The organism is Streptomyces sp. NPDC047028, assembly GCF_040644095.1.
GTDB lineage: Bacteria > Actinomycetota > Actinomycetes > Streptomycetales > Streptomycetaceae > Streptomyces.
Map to the genome: position 1 here is coordinate 1 of NZ_JBEYVS010000074.1, position 20,811 is coordinate 20,811.

Sequence of the window (20,811 nt, forward strand, 5' to 3'; positions counted from 1 at the left end):
ACCGGCCGCCCCGGAACCCTCACGGTTGTATCCGTACGGCACGCCACCGGCACCGGCCGCCCCGGCACCCCCGCCCTTCCCGGCAGGGCGCGGCGCGCCCCCGTCCCCGCACTCCGTCAGCCCACCGAGAGGACCAGCGTGTTACCCACCCTCATCACCGCAGCGCTCGCCATCGTCGCCACCCTGCTGGGCGCCATCGTGTCTGGTCGATTCCAGGAGCGCGCCGCCGAACGGCAGGTGCGCGCCGCCCACGGCGAGGCGATCCGCCGCGACCGCCTGGAGGCCGTCACCGCCCTCGCCTGCGCCGCCTCCGACCACCGCACCGCGATGTGGAGGCGCGGCGACGCCGTCCTCAAGCAGGCCGGCCCCGACCGGATCGAGGCCCTGCGCGGCGAGAGCCACATGACCCGCAGCGCGGTCACCCGCCCGCTGGTCGCCCTGCGCGTCCTCATCGAGGACCAGGCGGTGCGCGCCGCCGCCGACCGCATGATCACGCTGACGTTCGCGATCCGGCAGGCGATCCCCGCCGCCACGGCCGACACCGACCACCAGGCCGCCAAGCACCGGCTCACCGAGGTACGCGAGGCCGCGAAGGTCGCCCACGACGACTTCGTGGACATCGCCGCCCGCTACCTGCGCCCGGCCTACGTGGCAGGAGCCCGCCCCACCCCCGAACAGGAGCCCGCCCGATGACCGCCGCCCTGTACGAGATCGAGACCAGCGAGGGCGACGACGGCACGATGCACCCCGTCGAACAGCTCTGGACGCCCGGCGACGACGCCGTGGAGAACGGCTTCGTCGTCCATCGCGACCTGCACGTCACCGGGATCGACGACGCCACCGAGGATCACCTCTACCCGGTCGCGTTCATCGTCCTCGGACACCACCGGTGGGCCGACGTCATCGAGGCCGCCGCCGCGTACATGGCCCGGGTCCACGGCTGGCGGAACCTCCACCTCTACCCCGGCGACGACCCCTCGGTGCTCATCCCCCGCATCCCGCGTGCCGTCCACACCCACGGCCTCTTCTTACGGCACCCGCACCCCGACCACGGATGCGCCTGCGAGTGGGACGACACCTGGCGGATGGTGTGGGCGCCGGCCGACGAACCCGGGGCCGTCCCGGTCACCGCCCTGCGGCACCCCGCCGCCCTGGTGACCGCTGGCGACATCCCCAACCCCGACGAAGGCGCGCCCGCCACCTGGGCGGCCTGACACCCGGCACCACGAAGGCCCGTACCCCCTGCGAACGCGGGGAGTGCGGGCCTTCTTTGCGTTTCGGGGACTTCCGGCGAGTCGCGCCCTCCGGCCGGTCGGTGATGGCTTTGCTGTCCGCGTGGACACCCCGAACCTCATGGACTACCCCGACGAACTCGCCGACCTGCTGCGCGAGCGGTTCGGCCCGAAGAAGGACCGCAACCAGCCCACCCGGTACACGGCCGCGGTCTACCTGACCAGAGCGATGGCCGGCCTACTCAGCGAAGACGACTTCGCCGCCTTCCTCCAGGCCGCGCTCCGGGCCGATGCCGCCAGCCAACAGGGGGCTACCTCCCCGCTTCCCCACCAGTTCGCTGAACACCTCGCCCGCGAGCTCCACACCCGCCTCGGACCGCTGGAGGAAGTGGAGGGTCGCCAAGAGGCACAGCACGTTCTGCTCGCCCTCCAGGCAATCCTGGCGCCGGACCTGGCCGGGCCGTTCATCCGCTGCGCGTCCGATGCCCTGAAGAACGTTCGCCACGACGCGAGACGCCCGGCCAGTGCGCATGCGTGACAAAGGCGCTCCCGCAAACTGGTCCACCTGACCGCAAGCCAACCCGCCTTGTACGGCGTGGTGTTCGAATCGCCTGGTCAGCGGCTTCACCGAGCAGAAACGGAAGCGCCCCGACCAGTCGTAAGACCAGACGGGGCGAGTCCTGTGTTTCACCCGCTACGGTTGCGGGCTATGCGAGAAACACAAGGAGAGACCGTACAGGTTCCGCCGCTGAGCGACGATCTGGCATTCCTCGACATCGTCACCGAGTGGGACGTCGACTCGACCTTCCACGAGTGGAGGGCCGGCATCGTGGTGCCGGCGACCTTCCTGCCGGGGTCGCTGCCCCGCGTCATCGCCATCTGCAACCAGAAGGGCGGCGCGGGCAAGACCACGACCGCGCTCGAGTTCGCGATGGCCCTCGTTGCCCGCGGCCTGCGCGTACGGATCATCGACGCCGACCCGCAGGAAGCGTCCCTGTCGGTATGGCTGCGGTACTTCTACCCCGAGGGCGTGGAGCCGGCCGACCGCAAGAACCTGATGCACCTGTACTTCGACCAGTCGGTGACGTTGCAGGAGATCACCTACGCCACCCCGTTCGAGGGCCTGTACTTCGTCCCGTCCTTCCCGGACTTGGACGACGTTGAGACCAAGCACCCGACTGGCACGGAGACCCAGCTCCAGTTCCACCTGTCCAAGGCCGACGACGGCATCGACGTCAACATCATCGACTGCGGACCGAAGCTTGGACCGCTCACCGTGTCCGCCCTCGTAGCGGCTCACGACGTCGTCATCCCGGTCCAGGGCGCCAGCGGTCTCGACGTGCGGGGTGCCGCTGCCCTCAACCGCACGATCACCTCCGTGCAAGCCCGGCTGAACACCGAGCTGCGCGTCGCGGCCGTCGTGCTCACCGACTTCGAGAAGTCCACCCTCTCCCGGCAGATCGGCGGCAGGCTCGCCAAGGCGTACCCCGACGCCGTGATCCTGCCCGCCCGCACCTCGGTGCGCATCGGGGAAGCCCAGCTCGCCAAGCAGCCGCTGCGGATCTTCGCGCCCGGCGCCACCACGGTCCTGGACTACGACCGCGGCGCCAACATCCTCTTCGGGAACGGAGTGGCTGCCTGATGCCCAGCTACGACGCAACCGACGCCCTGGACGACCTCTTCGGCGACGAAGAGGGCTACTCCTCCGGGGGCGGAGCCGCCGTGGTGACCCGCACCGAAGCGATCCTCGACGGACCGGCGCCGGCCTCCAGCATCGACGCCGTGCTCCGCCTCGCCGACGGACTGCCGAGCCTCGACGACGTCCAGGCCGTCGACGACCACGACACCTCCGAGCTGACCGAGACGGAGCTGGAGCAGAAGGAGCAGACCGAAGCCGTCATCAGTACGGCGCTCGCTGCGGGCGACGCCGCCGTCTGGGTCATCGCGCAGGGCCTGGAACGCGCGGCGAAGGGCCGGTGGTGGCGCCGCACCCACACCAGCCTCGGAAACTACGTCGAAGCGAAGATCGGCCGATCCGCCGTCTACGGCCGCCAGCTCCGCAAGAACGCGCCGCTCGCCCTGGAGACGGCCCACAAGACCGGCACCGTCCCCAAGCCTTCACAGGTGAAGGTCACCAGCAAGACCGAGGAGCAGTACGGCCGCGAAGCCGCCGTCACCCTCTACGAGGTCGTCCGCGACGTCAGCTCCGAGCTGGGCGCTCACCCCACCGCCGACAGCCTGATGGCGGTGCACAAGAGCCTGCCCCGCCAGCTGCCGGAAGAGCCCGAGCAGCAGCGGGAAGTGATCGTCCAGGCCACCCGGCGCACGCTCGGAGTGGGGACCGAGGCACCCGCGTTCGAATCCGACTCGAACAAGAGCGCTTCAATTGAAGCGCCTTCGTTCGAATCCGAATCGAACGGTGATGCTCCCGGAGAGAACCTCCGCGGCGACGAAGAGGAGCCGACGGAGGCGTCCGAGACCGCCAGCGACGCTGAGGATGACATCGAGGACGCCGAGATCGTCCCCGAGCACCTGGTCACCCTCAAGGACGCGCTCAAGACGCTCAACGCGGTGAACCGAGCCGTCACGAAGGACGTCTTCGCCCAGGCCGCCGCCAGCCCTGACGACGCGGCGGAGTACGAGAAGGTCCGGCAGGCCATCATCGCGAAGACCACCGCGATCCGGAACAAGGCGCTGCACGCCCCGAGGAGCTAGTCCTCCAGGTGATTTCCCGGCGGCCCGCGACCTCCACGGTCGTGGGCCGCCGTCGTAAGACGCCGTCGCGGCGACTTGACCGCGGCGGCAGTTCACGGCCCGGTGAGGATGTCGTGGGTGCCGATGCGTCGCCAGATGACGTGCGGTGTGCCGGGACGGCATGAAACCCCGTACTGCCAGGTGGCGCGTCCCGCCGGGCCGGTCCCTGCGGACCAGGTGAGCTCGTAGATTCCGGGGAACCCGCTCACCTGTTTCACGCGGAGGCCGGCCCGGAAGTGCCCGTCGGCGTCGCGCAGGTCGTGGACGAAGGCAGCCACGGCCCGGCGGAAGCGGCGGCGCTGTTCGGGGGTGAGGCGACGCAGGTCGTTGTTGAAGCGGGTCAGGGTCTCGTAGGTGGGCACGTCGGTCCTCCAGGCAGCAAGAAGCCCCCGGTGGTGCCGGGGGCGGGAGACGGGGTGACGTGGTGCAGGCGGCGCCGTTCTTGGCCGTCGTCCGGGGGAGCAGTACGTGAAGGTGCGCTGGATACCGCTGGAGTCGGTTACTTGGCGTTTTCGGGGCGTGTGAGGCGTGTGGGACTGGTGGTCGCGCAGCATTTGCCTGGCCTCGGAGGGCGTTCGCCAGGCGGGCACGGCGTTGTCGCAGACGCCCGCCTGGCGGGATCGGCCGTGAAGTTCCGGTGAACCCTCCCGCCGTACGGGATCGGTCTTTCTTCGCAGGTCAGAGCCGTGTTCGCTGCCGGGATGCTGAGTGTCGCGAAGGTGCAGAAGCGAAATTCCTGGCGCTACTACGTACGCGGAGTCGCCTTCGGTGACGGCCGCCGTCCGGCCAGTCAGGCGTTGAAGGACGCCCAGGAGAAGGCCGGCCTTCCGCCCGGGGTGTGGATGGGGCGCGGCCTGGCCGCCCTCGGGCTCACCGCCGGGCAGACGCTGACCGAGCGGCAGATGGAGCTGGTCTTCGGGCAGGGCCGGCACCCGGACGCCGACCGGATCGAGCGCGAGCTCCTGGACGACGGCGCGGACCCGGAGACGGCCCGGCTCGCGACCGCCCTCGGGCAGCCGATCGAAGAGATCGAGAGGCGCAAGGCGACTCCCCTGCTTGCCCTCGACTTCACCTTCCGCCCGCAGGCGTCCCTGGTCGTGCTGTGGGCGCTGGGCGACGACCAGACCCGGCGCGTCATCGAGCGGGCCCACGAGAGGGCCATCGAGACCGTGCTGCGGTGGCTGGAGGACGAGGTCGCACAGACCCGGTGGTCCTCCGGCCGCCAGCGCGCGAAGGCGCCGGGCCTGGTGGCCTCGAGGTGGCGGCACTTCGACAATCGCGACGGCTTCCCGCTACTCCACGACCACCTGCTGATCCTCAACCGGGCGCAGCGCCCGGACGGGACCTGGGGCGCGCTCGACACCCGCCGCCTCTATCAGCACATCGTGGCGGCCGGGACGCTCTACACCCTCACGATGACGACCGAGGTGTGTGAGGAGCTGGGTCTGGCGACCGTGCCCCGGGAGGTGACGCCGGGTCTGCGCCCCGTGATGGAGGTGGCCGGGGTGGAGCAGGACCTCATCGACTGGTCGGCCACCCGCCGCGAGCAGATCGACCAGGCGCTGGTGGGCATCACCGACCGGTACGTCAAGAAGCACGGGCGCCTGCCCGACGAACGCGCCCGCCACGGGCTGGGCTGGTGGGCGGCGCAGGACACCCGCCGGGCGAAGAAGACCCCCAAGCCGCTGGAGCAGCTGCGCGCGTGGTGGCGTGCGTCGGCGATCCTGCGCTTCGGCCAGGAGGCGGTCGACGGGCTGCTGGAGCGGTGCCGAGCGGCCGGTGCGGTCATCCGGGCCCGGGTGAGACCGGTGGTCGACACCGCGCTCGCCGCCGTCGACGTCGCGGCCATCGTCTTCACGGTGCGCCGCTCCTTCGCCCGCCGCCACGTCCTGGCCGAAGCACGCCGGCACCTCTTGGAGACGCTGCGCGGCCGCGGCTTCACGCGCGGCCTGGACGACTACATCGCGGATGCGGCCCTGTCCCGCCACGCCCGTCAGCTCACCGTCCCCGTGCCCGGCCGCCGGACCCCGGCCCCGGACCAGATCACCTACACCGCCGACTTCGCCTGGCCGCACCGGTGGTGGGTCGCCGGGGTCGACGGGAAGCCGCCGCGGGAGTCGTCCCGGTACGAGCGTGCCCGGGTCGCCGGCCTCGCCCTGCAGAACGCGATCCGCGACGCCCGGATCCTGGCCGCCCTGGGCGGCGAAGCACCGGCCGCGACGACGTCGGCCGCCGCGGGCGCCGCCGACCACCAGGACCAGGCGGCGCCGCACGCCGTCGACCACCCGGGCCGGGACGCCGCCCTCACCCCGGCGCAGCGGGCCGCCGCCGTCCACGCCCATCAGCAGGCCGCGATGCCCGAGGAGTACCTGGAGGGCCGTACGACCGATCCCGCGACGTGGCTGTACACACCGAAGAACCTCGCCCTGCTGGCCGCCTTCACGCAGGCATCCGAAGCCCGGGGCCGCCTCATCGCGGACGGAGCACAACCGAAGCAGCCGGCCAAGGACGCGGCCGACCCCGCCCGCCAGCAGCAGCACCCGAAGCAGCCGGATCAGGGCAGGGGAGCGGGCCCCAACCGCTGACGAGGATGCCAACCGGTGAGTGGACGCGGTGGACCCCACCGCCTACTCGGTGGGCACGGTGGACGGTTCGGCGCCAGGGGGAGCGGAGCCCACCGTGAGGCTCCACCCGAGGGAGTGGAGGCCACCGCGAAGCGCACCGGGTGAGAGTGGGCTCCACCGTGACGTCGGGGTGGACTCCACTCCGGCGCACCCGGCCGGTGGGAGGCGCGGGACATCGAGGCATCCGGTGCGCGCACCCGATCCGGTGGTGCGCACCGTGCGGTGGCGGGGAACCGCATCGAACCGCACCGGTGCGCGCACCGAGGCCATCGCGCACCGCCGGGCACCGCACCGTGGTGCGCGCACCAGGCGGTGCGCACGCAACGCTGAACTCCGCCCTGCGTACCTTCACCCGGCCGACAGGCGGCGGGCCCGCCACCCCGCACTCATCCCCTCGACATGTGATCTGTCGCACAACAGGGGCCCGCATAACGCGCATTCGGGACTCCAGACAGATCACGGTCAAGGGGGCGTGTGATATAGAAACCCGGCTCCGGCCGGGCCTCCGTGGCGACCGAGCCGCGCACCGCACCAGGCCGCACCGTCCGGACCGGTGCGCACCACCAGGAGCGGGCGGCGCACCGCACCACCGCACCGGTGCGCACCACCGCCCGAACGGTGCGCGCGCCGACCGCGCCGACCGCACCACCGCACCGCACCGAGCCACCGCACCGCTCCGGGTGCGCACCACCGCACCGCACCGAGCGCACCGTGGCCGCGCACCACCACGCCGGGAGTGGACTCCACTCGGTGGACGCCGCCGCACCCGGTGGCCGGACGGAGTGGACTCGACTCGGTCCCAGGCATCGCGGTGGGTGAGTGGACGCCATCCGATTCACCCCCACGGCGGGCCGCACACCCCTTGTCGACCTCTGCTACCTCCGACATCACCACCGAAAACGGGCAGCGTCCGGGGACGGAGATCTCTCCTCCCCCAGGCGCCGCCCCGGTGGTTCGGCTCAGGCCGCGGCCGCCGGCTGCCTGGCGTGGGCGTCGCCGTGGCCGTCGGTGAGGAACTGGTGGACTCGGTCGACCGCGCACGCAGACGTTGCTGCCGCGTGTGGCGCTGGTCACGGACAAAGCCGCACGACAGGGTCCTGGTCGCGGAGGAATCGGGCACCATCCGGCGCTGAGGTCAGACAGCGGCCAAGGGGTGATCGAGCAGGGTGGCGCCCGTCCCGCACGCGAGACAGATGCGCGTGGGACGGATGAACGCCGCCCACCCCGGCCCGGCCGGGAGGAACGAGGACCCTGTGCCCGCACCCGCCCCTTCCCGCAGCGGCGCACACCGGGCAGATGGAGCCCTGCGCACCGTGAAGCCGCCGCCCGTCCCCGGGCGTTCGCGCCCGGCCCGCAGCCGTGGACAGGCCCCGGTGAGCTCCTGCCGCCGCCGCTTGCGTTCCCACTGCCGAAGCCACTTCCGTGCCCGGCACCCACCCGACCGGCATTTCCCCTTGTCAGAGCCCGTTTCCGGGCCCTCGCCGGATTGTCACAACCCTCTTCTCTCCCCTATGACCTGAGTTGGTTGTCGGTGGGGAGGGAGATCATCGGGTGCGGGGGGCCGATCCCCTCCACGGCCGGGGGCCGGCGCCCAGCCGGTGGCCGGACACGAACAGGTCGTGCGCCCGGTGGGGCGCGAGTGCGGGGAGGGCGGGTCTGATGGCGGGCAAGCGCAAGGCGAACGAGGCGGGGTCGTCGAACGGTCTGCGGGGCGACGTGCTGTCCGTGCTCGGAGTGCTCAAGGTCGCGACCGCCGATCAGATACAGCGCCTGGCCTCGCCGCACCTGAGCTACCGGCACACCCTCAAGGAGACGCCGGCCAAGCGGAAGGAAGCGCGGACCGCCTCCCACCGGGGCGCGGCGAACGATCTGCGCCGCCACGGCCTGGCCGTCGACGGCGGCCGCACCCGGGGCGGGGAAGAGGTCCGCATCCTCACCGCGGCCGGGCTGGCCGCCGCCGCGATCGACCTGGACCGTGAGCCGGAAGAGATGGGCGGCATGCCCAAGAGCGCGGGCCGCTCCGGCGCCTCGCACCCGATGACGGTCAACGAGACGGTCATCGCCCTGATCCGCCCGAAGCCCGACCTCGACCTGGTCGCCGGGGAGCCAGCCGAAGCGGTCGCCGCCGCGCAGGCCGCCGTCGACGCACCCGACGGGATCGGCACCCTCACCTCGTACGCCACCGAGGTCGCCCTCCCGGTGAAGGGCACCTGGAAGAACCCCGCGATCGGCAGTGCCCGCGCCGACGTCGTCGTGACCGCCCCGGGCGACGGGGTGCCGCTGCTGTTCATCGAGGCCGACAACTGCACCGAGGAAGCTGTCCTCATCGCCGCGAAGTTCGACAAGTACGCCCGGTTCTTCCAGCGCAAGGAGAAGGACACCGACGGTGTCGAGAAGCCGATGTGGCGCACCCGCTGGTCCGCACCGGCCTGGCAGGGCTACGAGCGGGTGCACCCGCCGGTGCTGCTCGTCTTCCACCAGGTCGGCAAGCGCTCCGCGAAGAAGCAGATGGCGGCGGTCGCCGACCTCACCCGCCACCACTGGAAGGGCCGCTGGGACCGTGAGGACGGCCACCACTCCTACGACGGGTGCATCCCGATCGTGGCGACCACGCTGGACCGGCTGATCGAGTACGGTCCGAGCGGCTCCATCTTCTGGCGGTTCGGCCGCAAGGAGTTCCAGCCTCTGCTGGACGCGATCGGCAACCCGCGCCGGGACGCGGCCGTCGCCCGCCGCCGCCAGGCCGCCCACGAGGAGCAGCAGCGCCGTGAGGAGCGGGAAGCCGCGGCGCGGGAGGCGCGGCGGCCGGTGTGCGCGGACTGCGGCGCGAAGTTCACCGACGCTCGGTGGAGGGCGGTCGACGCGCGGGACTGGGATCAGCCGCGTGAGCAGCACCCGCAGCTGTGCGAGGACTGCCAGGGCCGGGCCGTCGCCGCCCGCAAGCAGGCCGAAGCCGACGAACGCGTGCGCCAGGAGCAGGAGCGTGTCCGCGAGCAGGCGCAGGAAGAGGCCGCCCCGCAGAAGGCCGGCGGCTGGCGCTCCCGCTTCCGCGCCTGAACCGTCGCGCCCGGGATGTCGGTGGCGGCTGGGAGGCTGGCCGGATGAACGATGGTGACGAGCAGCTGCTGCGCGGCCGGGTGTACGGCCACGACCACGACGACCCCGACCCCGGCCCGCTGCCGCACCAGACGTACGCCGCGCTGGTCGGCGGGCCGCTGGACGGGCTGCTGCTCGACATCACGGGCTGGCGGCCGGAAGAGGTGGACGACGGTGTCGCCCTGATGACCGAGCTGGGGCGGTGGCCCGGCGGCCGGGCGCTGTACGACCCGCTCCCCGACGCCCCGCGCCCGGCCGCCGGCCCGGGTGTGGTGTGCCGTCTCCACTACTCCGGCGACACACCCTGACCGGCGCTCATGGCGCGGGGCCCGGCGGCTACGCCATGCCGCTGTAGTCCTGCGGCGCCTTGCGCAGGATCGCGACCATCTGGTCCTCGGTGAGCTTGCGGTGCACCGGCGCGGAGCAGCTGGCGATCTTCTGGAACAGAACGTCGGCCGGGATCGGCGGGACGTTCGCGAAGAGCAGGTGGTGGTCCGCCCCGGCGCCCTCGCTGAACTCCCGGTGCAGGAGCCAGATCGCCTCAGCGAACATGGGGTAGTTGCGCTCGTGCTTGGCCCACAGGCATTTCAGCGCCTCGCCGCCGGTGTCGCGCTTCACGAAGCCCCACCGGTACGAGCCCTCAGCGGTCTTGTCCTCGAACGTGTTGTCGCGCTGGTACTGCATCCAGTCGTTGAGGATCTCCCAGCGCAGAGCGTTGACGATCACTCCGTTCGGGGCGTCGGCCTGCACCGCATCGGACACGAAAGCTTCATCGAAGGACATCGAACCACCGTAGCCACTCCGCGAGTTGGTAGGGCTCGATCCATCCGTCTCGGCTGGATCGGACCACCGAACTTCACGATGTATGCCGCCCGGCAGGTCATTACGCCACGCTTCGCCCCGGTTCGGGGCGGCCTTTCCTCCCGGTACGCCCGCTCTATCCACAGGTGAACCGTTCTACGTTCTGCGTCCGAGCGTCGGTGTCCGCTTTCCACGGCACTGTCACGCCCGCACGCACAACCAGAACGAAGGGGCGGACCGCCGTGGCGCAGACGAAGTTCGACAAGCAGGTGGAAGAGACCGCCGAATCAGTGGCGTTCGGTATCGGCCGGTTCCTGGCCGGCCGCCCGATGGACGGGGAGCGGAAGACCAACGCGACGTTCTGGCGCAAGGGCACCCGCGTCCTGCCCAAGGTCGAAGGGAAGGTGTCCCGCTCCTCCTACCGGGCCGGGTGGCAGCGCCTCACCTTCCGGGTCAGCGGCCTGGCCGCGACGGGCGGGGCCGGCTACTGGGCGCTGTGGGAGAACCAGGACTCCACCTTCGCCACCGCCCGCGACGTCTGGGAGAACCCCGACCCTGCCATCGCGGCCGCGGAGACGGGCGGCATCGCCGTCGCTTCGGCCGCGGCGGTCGGCGGCGTCGCGTACGGCCTGCTGACCCGCAAGCGCCGCGAGTTCATGCGCGAGTGGGTGACCCCGCTGCACGAGGCGCTCGCGGTGCCGCTGGGCATGTCGGAGCTCACCGACCCGCGCCGCTACCTCCACGTGCCCAGGGACTTCTCCGACGACGACGCCCAGATACGCATCGACGTGCCCACCCACATGCGCTTCAACGAGGACCTGGTCGCCGACCTCATCGTCAAGAAGCTCGCCCTGGAGAACGTCTCCTTCACCTGGCGCCGCGCGGGCAAGGACACCCACGTCATCGTCAAGAAGCGCAAGGCCCCGCCCAAGAAGCTGAGCCTGTCCGACCCCGGGGTGCGCGAGATCCTCGCGAAGATGCCCGAGTCCGCGCCGCTGATCGGCCTGGGCTCGGGCAAGAAGAAGGTCTCCGTCGACCTGGACGCCGACTCCCCGCACGTCCTGATCTCCGCAGGCACCGGCGGCGGCAAGTCGACCATCCTGCGCTGCATCACCTGCCAGTTCATCCACAACGGCGCGCTCGCCTACGTCCTGGACTTCAAGCGGATCTCGCATACCTGGGCCCGCGGCGTGCCCGGCGTCACCTACTGCCGCGACATCGGCGAGATCCACGACGCCCTGGTCCACCTCGCCCAGGAAGGCCGGCGCCGACTCACCCTCGCCGAGCAGCTGGCCGACGACGTCCTCGAGAAGGAGCCGTGGCGGGTCGGCCCGAGGATCGTGATCCTCCTCGAAGAGGTCAACGCGACCATGACGCAGCTCAAGCGGTACTGGGCGAAGATCCGCGAGAGCGGCGACCCCAAGGAATCGCCGGCCGTCGACGCGCTCGCCCAGATCCTCTTCATGGGCCGCCAGGTCCGCCTGCACGTGCTCCTGGTCGCCCAGTCCGCGACCGCCAACGCCGTCGGCGGCCCGGCGATGCGCGAGAACTTCGCCACCCGGATCCTGGTCCGCTACACCCTCAACGCCTGGCGCATGCTCGTGCCCGAAGTCAGCCCCATCCCGATGGCGAGCGAGCACCCAGGCCGCGTCCAAGTCGTCACCCGCGGCCGCGCCCAGGAGACGCAGGTGCTGAACCTGTCGAACGCGGAGGCCCGCGAGTGGGCGATGTCCGGCGTCCACGCCCAGGGCAACACCGGGCCCACCCTGACCAAGACGCCCGCCCCGGCCGCCGACCTCCTGGCCGACGCCTGGAACACCAGCACCTCCGAGCTGCCGCCCGTGCCCGCCACCGACCCGGCCGCCGACCGGGACGTCCACGCCGACGCCTGGAGCCTCACCCCACCGACCCCGACCCCGGCCGCCGACCCCGGCGACACCATGGTGCCGCCGCCGGCGACCCCGGCCCCGGCAACCGACCCGGACGACGCGGTGGTCGGCCTGCGCGAGGCGTACGAGAACCACCTGTCGGAAGCCGTCGCCAGCCTCAAGGCGATGCGCTGGGCCCGCCAGAACGACCCGGACTTCCCCAGCCCCGTCGACAAGCGCGGCGCCGAATTCCTCTACCGCGTCGGCGACCTCAAGAAGTGGGCCCGCAACCGGCCCCGCGCCGGCACCACCGACCCCGGCTGACCATCCCGGCCCGCCGACGTCCACGAACCGGCCCTGTCCGGTTCGCACGACACGATCCCCCTGCCTGGACGAACACCCGGTTCACCAGGCACAGCACAGAAACGGAACACCGCACCATGACGACGAAGACGACCACCACGACGCTGCGCCTGACCGACCCCGCCGTACGCGCGCACCTGGAGGCGCTGCCCGCCTCCCAGGTCCTCATCGGCCTCGCCGACGACGGGCAGCCGGTCTGCATCGACCTGGACGGCGAAGGACCGCACGTCCTGGTCTGCTCCGGCACCGGCGGCGGCACCACCACCGTCCTGCGCACCCTGGCCGCCCAGCTCCTGCACGACGGCTCCGACGGCCTGGTCCTCGACAACAAGCGGATCTCGCACCGGTGGGCCAACGGCATACCCGGCGTCACCTACTGCCGCGACATCGCCGACATCCACAACGCCCTGATGGGCCTGCGGGCCGAACTCCAGCGCCGCCTCCACCTCATCAACCAGGGCGACGACGTCGACGACCTGCCGCGCCTGACCGTGCTGTTCGACGCCGCCGACGCCACCCTGGGGCAGCTGGCCCGCTACTGGAACACCGTCCGGGAGAACGGAGACCCCAAGACGTCCCCGGCCGTCGGCGCCCTCGAGGACGTGCTCTTCACCGGCCCCCAGGCCCGCATCCACCTCCTTGTCGGCGCCCAGCTCGACACGGGCGTCCTCGGCCAGTGGCGCGAGCACTTCTCCACCGTGGTCCTGGGACGGGTGACCACCCGCACGTGGAAGCGCCTCGCCCCGCAGATCCACCCCACCCCGGAGTCCAACACCCAGCCGGGCCGCGTCCACGTCGTACAGGGCAGCACGACCCACCCCACGCAGGTCCTGCTCCTGACCGACACCGAAGCCACCGCCGGGATCGTCGCCACCGAGACCGACAAGAACTGACCCACCCGGAGCCGGACACACCACGGGCCCCGGGGGATCAGCCATGACGTCCCCGGGGCCCGGTTGGGTTCGCGCTGTTCAACGACCGCGCACCCCCGGCGTCACGCGGTGGCCGGCTCCGGCACTTCGAGAGCGTCCGCGACCCGGCGGGCCATCGCGGCCATCTGCGGCGGCAGGTAGCTGTCCAGCGAGTCGATGTCGTCGCACAGCTTCGCCTTCAGCCCGTGCAGGACCGCCTCGGTGAACAGCTTGCCCGGGTCGTCCTCGGGGTGCTGCGCCTGCTCGGCCTGCCGCTGGCCCCGGTGGTAGCGCATCCGGTCCACCGGCGCCCGCATCGCCTCGTACGACAGCGTCTCGCCCATCAGGCCCGCCACGTGCGCGCGGTCCTCCTCCTGCGGGCCGGCGGACCGCAGGTCCTGCTGACCGACCTGGAGGTAGCTCTCCAGCGTGTCGGCGGCCATGCCGGTGTGCTGGCAGTACGCGGCGATCAGCATGGCCACCATGTTCATGGTGTCCGCCGCGTCCGTGGCCCGGTACAGCGTCATCCGCTTCCAGGTGTGCGCCTGGTCGGGCTCGGTGTACCGCAGCACCTCCTGGCAGTTCTGCACGCCCTCGGAGACCAGGTGGTGGATTGCCCGGCGCAGCGGCTCGGGCATCGGGGTGGTGTTCATGGCCGCACCGTAGGGGGAGCGCGTCTGTCCGCACGGCAGCTGCGGCTCCTGGTCACCCGGACGGATCAGAAGCACCAGGCCGCCGACGCCCTCTTGACGTCGGCTGCCCCGCGCGGGACGGTCTGCGCAACTACGCGCAACCGAGTCCCAGGGGAGTACGTGATGACGCTACGGTTCGTCGGGATCGACCCCAACACCGGCGGTGAGGGATCAGCGACGGTGTGGGTGGAAGAGGAGAGCGCGGACCTGGTCCTCCAGGGCGAGGAAGCCGATGCCCTTCTCAAGTCCCTGGTCGGCTCCACCGAGTGGGTGGCCGGCCACAAGACGGGGATCCCGCCGCATGAGCGGGTGATCCGGTTCCCGTTCCACATGGTGCAGATCTTGAGGGAGGCGTGCGATGCCGCTGAACGCGCAGCAGCTGAACACCGCGACGTTCGCTGAGCTGCTCGCCGGCACCCACCGCACGGCGGTCCATCTGGAGATGCGCGACGTCTACTCGGTGGGCGACGAGACGGACGACTTCGAGAGCTTCCTGCGCACCGGCGTCCCGAACCTCGACCCGGGCCGGTCGTTCTGGCCCCAGTGGATGCCGCTCGTGCAGGGCGCGGTCGCCCGCGGCGTGGTGATGCGCCGGGCGCGGATCGTCTCCGAGCCGGTCACCGACTACATCTGCTACGAGCACGCCATCACCCCGCTCAACCTCCAGGCCGGGGAGGACGTGCGCTGGCTGTCCCGCCGACGCGCCTCCGACATCGCGCTGCCCGGCAACGACTTCTGGCTCCTGGACGACCGGCTGGTGCAGTTCCACCACTTCACCGGCGCCGGAGACTGGGCGGCCGACGGCAAGGAGCGCACCACCGACCCGGCCGCCGTCGCGCTGTGCTCCGCCGCGTTCGAGGCGGTCTGGGAGCGCGGCGTCCCGCACGAGAAGTACACCGTCCAGAACCACTGAGCAGAGCACCGTGAGCGCATCCCCATCGTCCAGCGCACAGGCCGCCCGTGAGGCCCTGGCCGTGCGGCTCAGCCACCTGCGCAAGGACGCCGGCCTTTCCGGGAAGGACCTGTCCGCCCGGTGCGGCTGGCACCCGGCGAAGACCACCCGCATCCAGAAGGCCGACGCCCCGCCCTCCGACGCGGACATCCGCGCCTGGTGTTCGGCGTGCGGCGCGGACGACCAGGCCGACGACCTCATCGCCACCGCCCGCGCCGTCGACTCCATGTACCTGGAGTGGCGCCGCCTGCACAAGGACGGGATGCGCAAGGTCCAGCAGAACTGGAACGCCCTGCACGAGCAGACCCGCGTTTGCCGGGTCTACGTCTCCAACGTGTTCCCGGGCTTCTTCCAGACGCCGGCCTTCGCGACCGCCCTCATGGAGCAGATCACCCGCTTCCAGGGCACCCCCAACGACGTCACCGAAGCGGTCGCCGCCCGCATCGCCCGCTCCCGGTTCCTCTACGAAGGCGGCCACCGCTACGTCGTGCTCATGGAGGAGTCCGTCCTGCGCTACCGCACCGCCGACCCCGAGGCGATGCGCGGCCAGCTGCGCCACCTCCTGGCGGTGATGCCGCTCGCCTCCGTCTCGCTCGGGATCATCCCGTTCACCGCGCAGCGCACCGTGTGGCCGCTGGAAGCCTTCTACCTCCACGACGACACCACGGCCGTGGTGGAGACCCTGACGGCGGAGATCAAGGTGAAGCAGCCGCGCGAGCTCGCCGACTACGCCAGGGCGTTCGCCGGCCTCGCGGAGATGGCCGTGCACGGCACCGCCGCCCGCGACCTCATCCAGGCCGCGATCGACGCCCTAGAGTGAAGTTCCGCAATTTCCCGCAATCTCGTTGAGGACGGAGCGACGGCCTCCGTAGCGTCGAAGACCACCGACGCGACTCAGCACACGGAGGCGGTGCCCATGCGCGCACCCACACCCGACGGCCCCGCACCCCAAGGCCCCGGCCTCCAACCGCCCGACTACGGCCGGCCTTCCCCGGCGCTGGTCGCCCGCGCCGACCGCGGCTACGCCCGCTTCCTCGCCGCCCAGGCCCCGGACGCCGACCCCGGCGACCACGGCCAGGACGACGACGCGGTGGGCCTGCGGTGAGCGGGGCCTACGCCGTGCTCCACGACCCCCAGGGCCTGCTGGACGCCGAACTGCCCCTGGACCGCGCCCCGCACGAGGCCCTCGTCACCGCCGTCCTCGCGTGGAAGGACCCAGACCTCGCGCCCAGCGACTACGAGCAGATCGCCCTCCAGCTCACCGGCCACGCCCGCGCGGTCGCCGCCGACGTCCGGCGCCTGGCCGCCGCGCTGCCCAAGAGCGACGGCCGCGGCGCCCTCGCCGAAGTCGTCCTCCGGGAGACCGAAGGCCGCCTGGCCGCCCCGCTCAAGGGCACCGCCCCGTGCGTCCAGCACCGTGCCCGGCTCGTGCGGTCCCTCTACACGCGGCTGGACCGCCTCACCGAACCCGCCCCGGCCACCACGTAGTTCACCCAGGGGACCGGGCCCGAGACCTCAGGGCCTACACGCACACCAGTGCGATGCTGCCGCCTCCCACGCCCCGGCATCGCACTTCAGTGCGTGTAGGCCCTGGGCACGGTGCCTCTGGCCCGGGTCAGCGAAGAACCCCGGGCCACAGTGCGCCCGGGGTCCTGCCTGCCAACGGCGGCGCCGCCCGATCCAGTTCGGGGGCGGCGGCACGATCACCAGTCGTCGGGCGCGCTGCCCACCCACGCGATCGGCAGGCCCTCGCTGTTGCGGCCCCAATGCGGCTCCTCCATCGAGGTCTCATGCCCGTCGGGCAGGACGCAGATCCGCCCCCAGCGGCCGTGCTTGCCCGGACAGCTCCCGGCGAGCCCGGCCGCGTCCCCGTCACGCACGGCCTGGTCGTGGCGGTCCTGGAAGGACTGGAGACGGCTGCGCAGCTCCATGCCGAGCTCCGTCTCCGACGCCTCGATGCGGGCCCCGGCCTCCTGCACCTGCGGGTCGGACGTCACGAACGCGATGACGTCCTCCGCCTGCGCGAAGGCACGGCTGCTCACCTCCCCGGCCGGGTCCGCGGCCCCGGACCGGTTGCGCAGGATCTCCCCGCCGATCAGCAGCGACCTGGTGACACGGCCGTGCCCGCGCTGCCGGTAGGAGCTGTCGGCGGTGGACACCAGCACCTCCAGCGACCGCTCCACACCGCCGTCGAAGCCCTCGCCGTACGCGGTGCCGTGGGCGTCGGGAGCGCAGCCGTCCAGCTCCTCGACCCAGCAGTGCGCCCCGGCGACGGCGCCGGCCTCCAGCGCGCAGACGAGTTCGTCCGCCTCGTCCGGCTCCACCCCGGCGGCCGCGAGGGCGGCGTGGACCCGCATGCGAGCGTTGACCGCCTTCGTCTGGTAGTCGCCCATCCGCTGCCGCGGGTCGGCGCTGACCGGCTGCTGCCCGGCCTCCTGGTCCTGCGTGGTCATCACGCCGCTCCTTCCGTGGCCGCCCACTCCAGCCCGAGGCCGGCCAGCGCGGCGAGCTTGTCGGCGGTCAGCTTGTCCCGGCGGCTGCGACTGTTGGACAGGAACACGCCGAGCTTGACCTCCGACCCGTCCTCCAGCTGCTCCACGTGGGCCCTGGGGACCTTCACGGAGCCCTCGCGGGCCTTGTACTGCGCCAGGGCCGCCACGCCCTTCTCGAAGGCGCTCACGGCCTTCCCAGGGGCCTTGGCGGGCTCCGCCTGCTCCGGGGGCAGCGGAACGACGCCGACGGCCTCCAGGAGCTCGCGCTGCCCGTCCATCAGCCCGTCCCAGACCGCGTGCTGACGCTGCTTCGCCAGCCACTTGCCCATGTCCATGCCGTGGACGGTGAACCCGGGCAGGACGTCGGAGTGGTCCTCCTCGTCCGTCAGGAGCTCCCGCAGCGCGGCGTAGTGCCTCTGCCACTCCGCCGGCCACGCCGGATCCCAGTGCTCGTCCACGGCCTCCAGCGCCGCCCTCCACTCGGGACGGTCGCCCAGCGCACCGGGGCGGCGCAGGTTGGACAGCCACTGCCCCACCGGCCGGTCCAGCGCCGTCGCGGACCGGGGCGCGCACAGCGTCCAGTGGTCCGCGTAGTACGCCTTGGCGGCCTCCAGGTTCTCCTGGAACCGCTCATCCGCGACGCTCCAGACCATGCCCAGCTTCTCCAGCCGCGCGGCGCGCTTGCCGGTCATCTGCCCGGCCCCGTACGCCCGTCGCTGCTCCGCGACCCAGGCCCCGAGCGGGAACGGCCCCTCCTTGAACCCGTACGGAACCCGGGCGTGCAGCTCGCGATCCGCGTAGGTCTTGAGCGCCGACCAGCCGCGCGCCCAGTCCTGGCGTTCGGTGTCGATCACGTTGAAGGACACCCAGTCCGCGACCATCACCGGATCGCGCGGAGCCGCAAAACGCAGCAGCAGCCGGGATTCTTCCTCACCGTCCTCGGGCGGCGGGCCGATGTATTCGGACGGCTGGACCATGTCCTTCTGTGGTTCCTGGGGAATGGCCAGCAATTCCACGGCCTCTTCGTCGTGAGCCCGCAGACCTTCCAATACCTTCACCAAGGGCTTGTACGATCCCGAGGTGAACATATCTTCCGGCTCCTCATCGGCCTTGAGGAATACCGGCACGATCAGAGAGGCGAGTTTCCCCTGTCCCGGCTTCTGCCGCAGCGCCCGGCCGATGGCCTGGACGATGTCGTGCGGGGCGCCCTTGGGGTCCAGGAGGGCCACGGAGTCCACCGCCCTGATGTCGACGCCCTCGCCCAGGACGCGGCAGTTGGAGAGCACCGCGCGCCGCGCGGTGGAGCCGAACTCGTCCAAGACGCCCCGCCGGCGCTCGGGGACGTGCTCCCCGCACAGCCAGTCCGCCCAGATCTCCGCCGGGTACTTCTCGGGCTGGTCCGCGTGCAGCCGCTTCGCGACCCGCTCCAGGCCCTTCGCGTACGCCGACGCCTCTATGGTCCGGTGGTGGAAGGTGATGCACGTCTGGAGCTGGTGCTGCTCCATGGTGTGCAGCAGCGCGGCCTGGAGGGCGCCGATGCGCTCACCGCGGACCTTCTCGGTGTGCCGGTCCTCGCCCATCAGCCGCTCGGGCGTGACGACCGGGTCCTTCAGCTCCAGGACGATGATCTGGTACCGCGCCAGCAGCTTCCGCGACACCGCCGACGCCAGCGAGAGCTTGTACAGGACCGGCCCGAAGACCCGCTCGTCGTCCATGGAGGCCGCCATCTCGCGCGGCAGCGGGTCGCGGACCCCGTCGGCGACGTCGCGGTTCAGCCGCTCCTCCCAGATCCGCGGAGTGGCCGTCAGGTACAGCCGGCGGTGCGAGGGGATGACCCGCTGGTTGTGGACGTCGGCCCACGCCTTCCCCATCGAGCCGCTGGTCCGGTGCGCCTCATCGACCACCGTCAGGTCCATCGGGGCCAGCTGCTGCCCGTACGCGCCCTCGAATGCCTCCGCCAGGACCCCCAGCGAGGCGTACGTCCCGAAGATGGTGACCGGCCCGGAGCTGTGCCACAGCGCCAGCTGCACCGGGTTGGTGGTGGAGCGCACCTTGAGGTCCCACAGCTCCGGGTCGTCGGTGAGGCTGCACACCGCAACCGCCGGCCCCGTGTGCCCGGCCCCGCGCCACGCCTGCACCGTCTGAGTCAGGAGATCCAGCGTCGGCACCAGAACGAGAATGCGCCCCTTGGGCACAAGCCTTTTCGCGGAGGCCGCAGCGATGATGGTTTTCCCCGTCCCGCACGCGGCGTGCACCTGCCCGCGCAGGCCATTAGCGGGAATGCCGCCCGGCGGGATATCGAGACCGCGCACAATGGCGGCAACCGCCTCGATCTGATGGTCACGCAGTTTCACGGCCATTCCCGTGTTCTCCTTTTCGCGGAACTCGGCACGCAATCAGAAAAGAAAATCCGGTCGCAGCACGAGGGGCCGGGGGTGCTGGTGTCTGTACCCAGAGCCTACACAGCTAGACCTCGTGATGCATAAGTTGTGCGACATGTTCACACTGCAAGCTTATACTTGACCGAATCTTGCCCCGCACGCACGGTCCATAGGGTATGCTGGCGGGGTATTGGTGAACGTGAACTGCCAGTGTCGAGGGTGGGGGAGTGGTCAGGGTGGAGCGCAGCGGAGCCCGTCACTGCGGTGAGGCCGGCACCCGATCGGGCCGACGGTCCGTCACCCTCGCTACCAGGGTGGCGGGCAGGAACCCCAAGCCCTACACAGGATCGCGAGTGATGCACCTCCCCTCGTAGCCAGCCCAGGCGATCGCGCTTGCGCGGTCGCCTCCAATTCGCGCTTGCGCGAATTGCATTCCGTTCGGAATTCCGCTCGCGGAATTCGATTCCCCCGCTTGCGGGGGAATCCGAATTGCGCTTGCGCAATTCGCGCTCTATGCTCCGGCTTGCCGGAGCATATCCCGCTCCGCGGGCCCGGAACAGGGAGAGCCGGAACATGGGCTCGGCGACCCGGCTCTCGATCACACAGAACGCCAGCAGCAGGACGGCACCGCCGATCAGGCCGGAG

At 71.5% G+C, this 20,811-nt stretch carries 20 protein-coding genes; 15 read left to right on the plus strand and 5 right to left on the minus strand.

Annotated elements, in window-relative coordinates:
- The 5 genes from ABZ854_RS35295 to ABZ854_RS35315 form a co-directional block, all read left to right on the plus strand.
- The coding region (locus ABZ854_RS35295) for a hypothetical protein (RefSeq protein WP_361219609.1) at positions 1 to 693 on the plus strand (693 nt) is incomplete at its 5' end.
- On the plus strand, positions 690 to 1,214 hold the full coding sequence (locus ABZ854_RS35300) for a hypothetical protein (protein WP_361219612.1): 525 nt from the start codon (positions 690 to 692) through the stop codon (positions 1,212 to 1,214). The genes ABZ854_RS35295 and ABZ854_RS35300, both read left to right, overlap by 4 nt.
- Before the next feature lie 121 nt (positions 1,215 to 1,335).
- Positions 1,336 to 1,770 carry a hypothetical protein gene (locus tag ABZ854_RS35305; protein ID WP_361219615.1) on the plus strand — a complete coding sequence of 145 codons (435 nt, stop codon included), beginning with the start codon at positions 1,336 to 1,338 and terminating at the stop codon, positions 1,768 to 1,770.
- Between the two features lie 171 nt (positions 1,771 to 1,941).
- Positions 1,942 to 2,874: a ParA family protein gene (locus ABZ854_RS35310; protein ID WP_361219617.1), complete on the plus strand. Its 933-nt coding sequence runs from the start codon at positions 1,942 to 1,944 to the stop codon at positions 2,872 to 2,874.
- Positions 2,874 to 3,947, plus strand: coding sequence for a hypothetical protein (locus ABZ854_RS35315; protein ID WP_361219620.1), 1,074 nt, complete (start codon positions 2,874 to 2,876; stop codon positions 3,945 to 3,947). The genes ABZ854_RS35310 and ABZ854_RS35315 overlap by 1 nt, the downstream gene beginning before the upstream one ends.
- 92 nt (positions 3,948 to 4,039) lie before the next feature.
- Here ABZ854_RS35315 and ABZ854_RS35320 read toward each other — a convergent pair whose 3' ends face one another.
- Positions 4,040 to 4,348 (minus strand): hypothetical protein, encoded by a 309-nt coding sequence (locus ABZ854_RS35320; RefSeq protein WP_361219623.1) that lies wholly within the window; start codon positions 4,346 to 4,348, stop codon positions 4,040 to 4,042.
- A 339-nt stretch (positions 4,349 to 4,687) separates the two neighbouring features.
- On the opposite strand from ABZ854_RS35320, the gene mobF reads away from it, so the two are divergent.
- From mobF to ABZ854_RS35335, 3 genes are all read left to right on the plus strand, one after another.
- Entirely contained in the window at positions 4,688 to 6,571 is a 1,884-nt protein-coding gene (gene mobF, locus ABZ854_RS35325; RefSeq protein ID WP_361219626.1) for a MobF family relaxase, read from the plus strand.
- A 1,698-nt stretch (positions 6,572 to 8,269) separates the two neighbouring features.
- The gene (locus ABZ854_RS35330; RefSeq protein ID WP_361219628.1) at positions 8,270 to 9,667 is read left to right on the plus strand and encodes a replication-relaxation family protein; all 1,398 of its coding nucleotides are present in this window, start codon (positions 8,270 to 8,272) and stop codon (positions 9,665 to 9,667) included.
- 44 nt (positions 9,668 to 9,711) lie between these two features.
- Entirely contained in the window at positions 9,712 to 10,014 is a 303-nt protein-coding gene (locus ABZ854_RS35335; RefSeq protein ID WP_361219631.1) for a hypothetical protein, read from the plus strand.
- 28 nt (positions 10,015 to 10,042) lie between these two features.
- Here the strand turns inward: ABZ854_RS35335 and ABZ854_RS35340 are convergent, their stop codons facing one another.
- Positions 10,043 to 10,489 carry a hypothetical protein gene (locus tag ABZ854_RS35340; protein ID WP_361219634.1) on the minus strand — a complete coding sequence of 149 codons (447 nt, stop codon included), beginning with the start codon at positions 10,487 to 10,489 and terminating at the stop codon, positions 10,043 to 10,045.
- A 260-nt stretch (positions 10,490 to 10,749) separates the two neighbouring features.
- Between ABZ854_RS35340 and ABZ854_RS35345 the strand changes: the two genes are divergently transcribed.
- Positions 10,750 to 12,699, plus strand: a complete 1,950-nt coding sequence (locus tag ABZ854_RS35345) for a pRL2-11 (RefSeq protein WP_361219636.1) — start codon at positions 10,750 to 10,752, stop codon at positions 12,697 to 12,699.
- A 116-nt stretch (positions 12,700 to 12,815) separates the two neighbouring features.
- A complete protein-coding gene (locus ABZ854_RS35350; protein WP_361219639.1) occupies positions 12,816 to 13,631 on the plus strand; it encodes a hypothetical protein in 816 nt (271 codons plus the stop codon).
- Between the two features lie 101 nt (positions 13,632 to 13,732).
- Here ABZ854_RS35350 and ABZ854_RS35355 read toward each other — a convergent pair whose 3' ends face one another.
- A complete protein-coding gene (locus ABZ854_RS35355) occupies positions 13,733 to 14,302 on the minus strand; it encodes a hypothetical protein (RefSeq protein WP_361219642.1) in 570 nt (189 codons plus the stop codon).
- Between the two features lie 162 nt (positions 14,303 to 14,464).
- Between ABZ854_RS35355 and ABZ854_RS35360 the strand changes: the two genes are divergently transcribed.
- From ABZ854_RS35360 to ABZ854_RS35380, 5 genes are all read left to right on the plus strand, one after another.
- Positions 14,465 to 14,743, plus strand: a complete 279-nt coding sequence (locus ABZ854_RS35360; RefSeq protein ID WP_361219645.1) for a hypothetical protein — start codon at positions 14,465 to 14,467, stop codon at positions 14,741 to 14,743.
- Positions 14,700 to 15,254, plus strand: coding sequence for a DUF6879 family protein (locus ABZ854_RS35365; protein WP_361219647.1), 555 nt, complete (start codon positions 14,700 to 14,702; stop codon positions 15,252 to 15,254). The genes ABZ854_RS35360 and ABZ854_RS35365 overlap by 44 nt, the downstream gene beginning before the upstream one ends.
- 10 nt (positions 15,255 to 15,264) lie before the next feature.
- On the plus strand, positions 15,265 to 16,113 hold the full coding sequence (locus ABZ854_RS35370; protein WP_361219650.1) for a helix-turn-helix transcriptional regulator: 849 nt from the start codon (positions 15,265 to 15,267) through the stop codon (positions 16,111 to 16,113).
- A gap of 96 nt (positions 16,114 to 16,209) precedes the next feature.
- A complete protein-coding gene (locus ABZ854_RS35375; protein ID WP_361219653.1) occupies positions 16,210 to 16,398 on the plus strand; it encodes a hypothetical protein in 189 nt (62 codons plus the stop codon).
- A complete protein-coding gene (locus ABZ854_RS35380) occupies positions 16,395 to 16,781 on the plus strand; it encodes a restriction endonuclease (protein WP_361219655.1) in 387 nt (128 codons plus the stop codon). Before ABZ854_RS35375 ends, ABZ854_RS35380 begins: the two co-directional genes overlap by 4 nt.
- A gap of 215 nt (positions 16,782 to 16,996) precedes the next feature.
- On the opposite strand, the gene ABZ854_RS35385 is transcribed toward ABZ854_RS35380, so the two are convergent.
- Complete coding sequence (locus tag ABZ854_RS35385; RefSeq protein ID WP_361219658.1) at positions 16,997 to 17,746, minus strand: hypothetical protein; 750 nt, start codon at positions 17,744 to 17,746, stop codon at positions 16,997 to 16,999.
- Positions 17,746 to 20,145: a Helicase associated domain protein gene (locus ABZ854_RS35390; protein ID WP_361219660.1), complete on the minus strand. Its 2,400-nt coding sequence runs from the start codon at positions 20,143 to 20,145 to the stop codon at positions 17,746 to 17,748. Before ABZ854_RS35390 ends, ABZ854_RS35385 begins: the two co-directional genes overlap by 1 nt.
- Positions 20,146 to 20,811 lie beyond the last annotated feature (666 nt).

What these genes read in the sequence shown, in the direction of transcription:
- ABZ854_RS35300 (WP_361219612.1), top strand. Translation starts at nt 690, where the DNA reads ATGACCGCCGCCCTGTACGAGATCGAGACCAGCGAGGGCGACGACGGC.
- ABZ854_RS35310 (WP_361219617.1), top strand. Translation starts at nt 1,942, where the DNA reads ATGCGAGAAACACAAGGAGAGACCGTACAGGTTCCGCCGCTGAGCGAC.
- ABZ854_RS35315 (WP_361219620.1), top strand. Translation starts at nt 2,874, where the DNA reads ATGCCCAGCTACGACGCAACCGACGCCCTGGACGACCTCTTCGGCGAC.
- mobF (WP_361219626.1), top strand. Translation starts at nt 4,688, where the DNA reads ATGCTGAGTGTCGCGAAGGTGCAGAAGCGAAATTCCTGGCGCTACTAC.
- ABZ854_RS35330 (WP_361219628.1), top strand. Translation starts at nt 8,270, where the DNA reads ATGGCGGGCAAGCGCAAGGCGAACGAGGCGGGGTCGTCGAACGGTCTG.
- ABZ854_RS35335 (WP_361219631.1), top strand. Translation starts at nt 9,712, where the DNA reads ATGAACGATGGTGACGAGCAGCTGCTGCGCGGCCGGGTGTACGGCCAC.
- ABZ854_RS35340 (WP_361219634.1), bottom strand. Translation starts at nt 10,489, where the DNA reads ATGTCCTTCGATGAAGCTTTCGTGTCCGATGCGGTGCAGGCCGACGCC.
- ABZ854_RS35350 (WP_361219639.1), top strand. Translation starts at nt 12,816, where the DNA reads ATGACGACGAAGACGACCACCACGACGCTGCGCCTGACCGACCCCGCC.
- ABZ854_RS35355 (WP_361219642.1), bottom strand. Translation starts at nt 14,302, where the DNA reads ATGAACACCACCCCGATGCCCGAGCCGCTGCGCCGGGCAATCCACCAC.
- ABZ854_RS35360 (WP_361219645.1), top strand. Translation starts at nt 14,465, where the DNA reads ATGACGCTACGGTTCGTCGGGATCGACCCCAACACCGGCGGTGAGGGA.
- ABZ854_RS35365 (WP_361219647.1), top strand. Translation starts at nt 14,700, where the DNA reads ATGCCGCTGAACGCGCAGCAGCTGAACACCGCGACGTTCGCTGAGCTG.
- ABZ854_RS35375 (WP_361219653.1), top strand. Translation starts at nt 16,210, where the DNA reads ATGCGCGCACCCACACCCGACGGCCCCGCACCCCAAGGCCCCGGCCTC.
- ABZ854_RS35385 (WP_361219658.1), bottom strand. Translation starts at nt 17,746, where the DNA reads ATGACCACGCAGGACCAGGAGGCCGGGCAGCAGCCGGTCAGCGCCGAC.
- ABZ854_RS35390 (WP_361219660.1), bottom strand. Translation starts at nt 20,145, where the DNA reads ATGGCCGTGAAACTGCGTGACCATCAGATCGAGGCGGTTGCCGCCATT.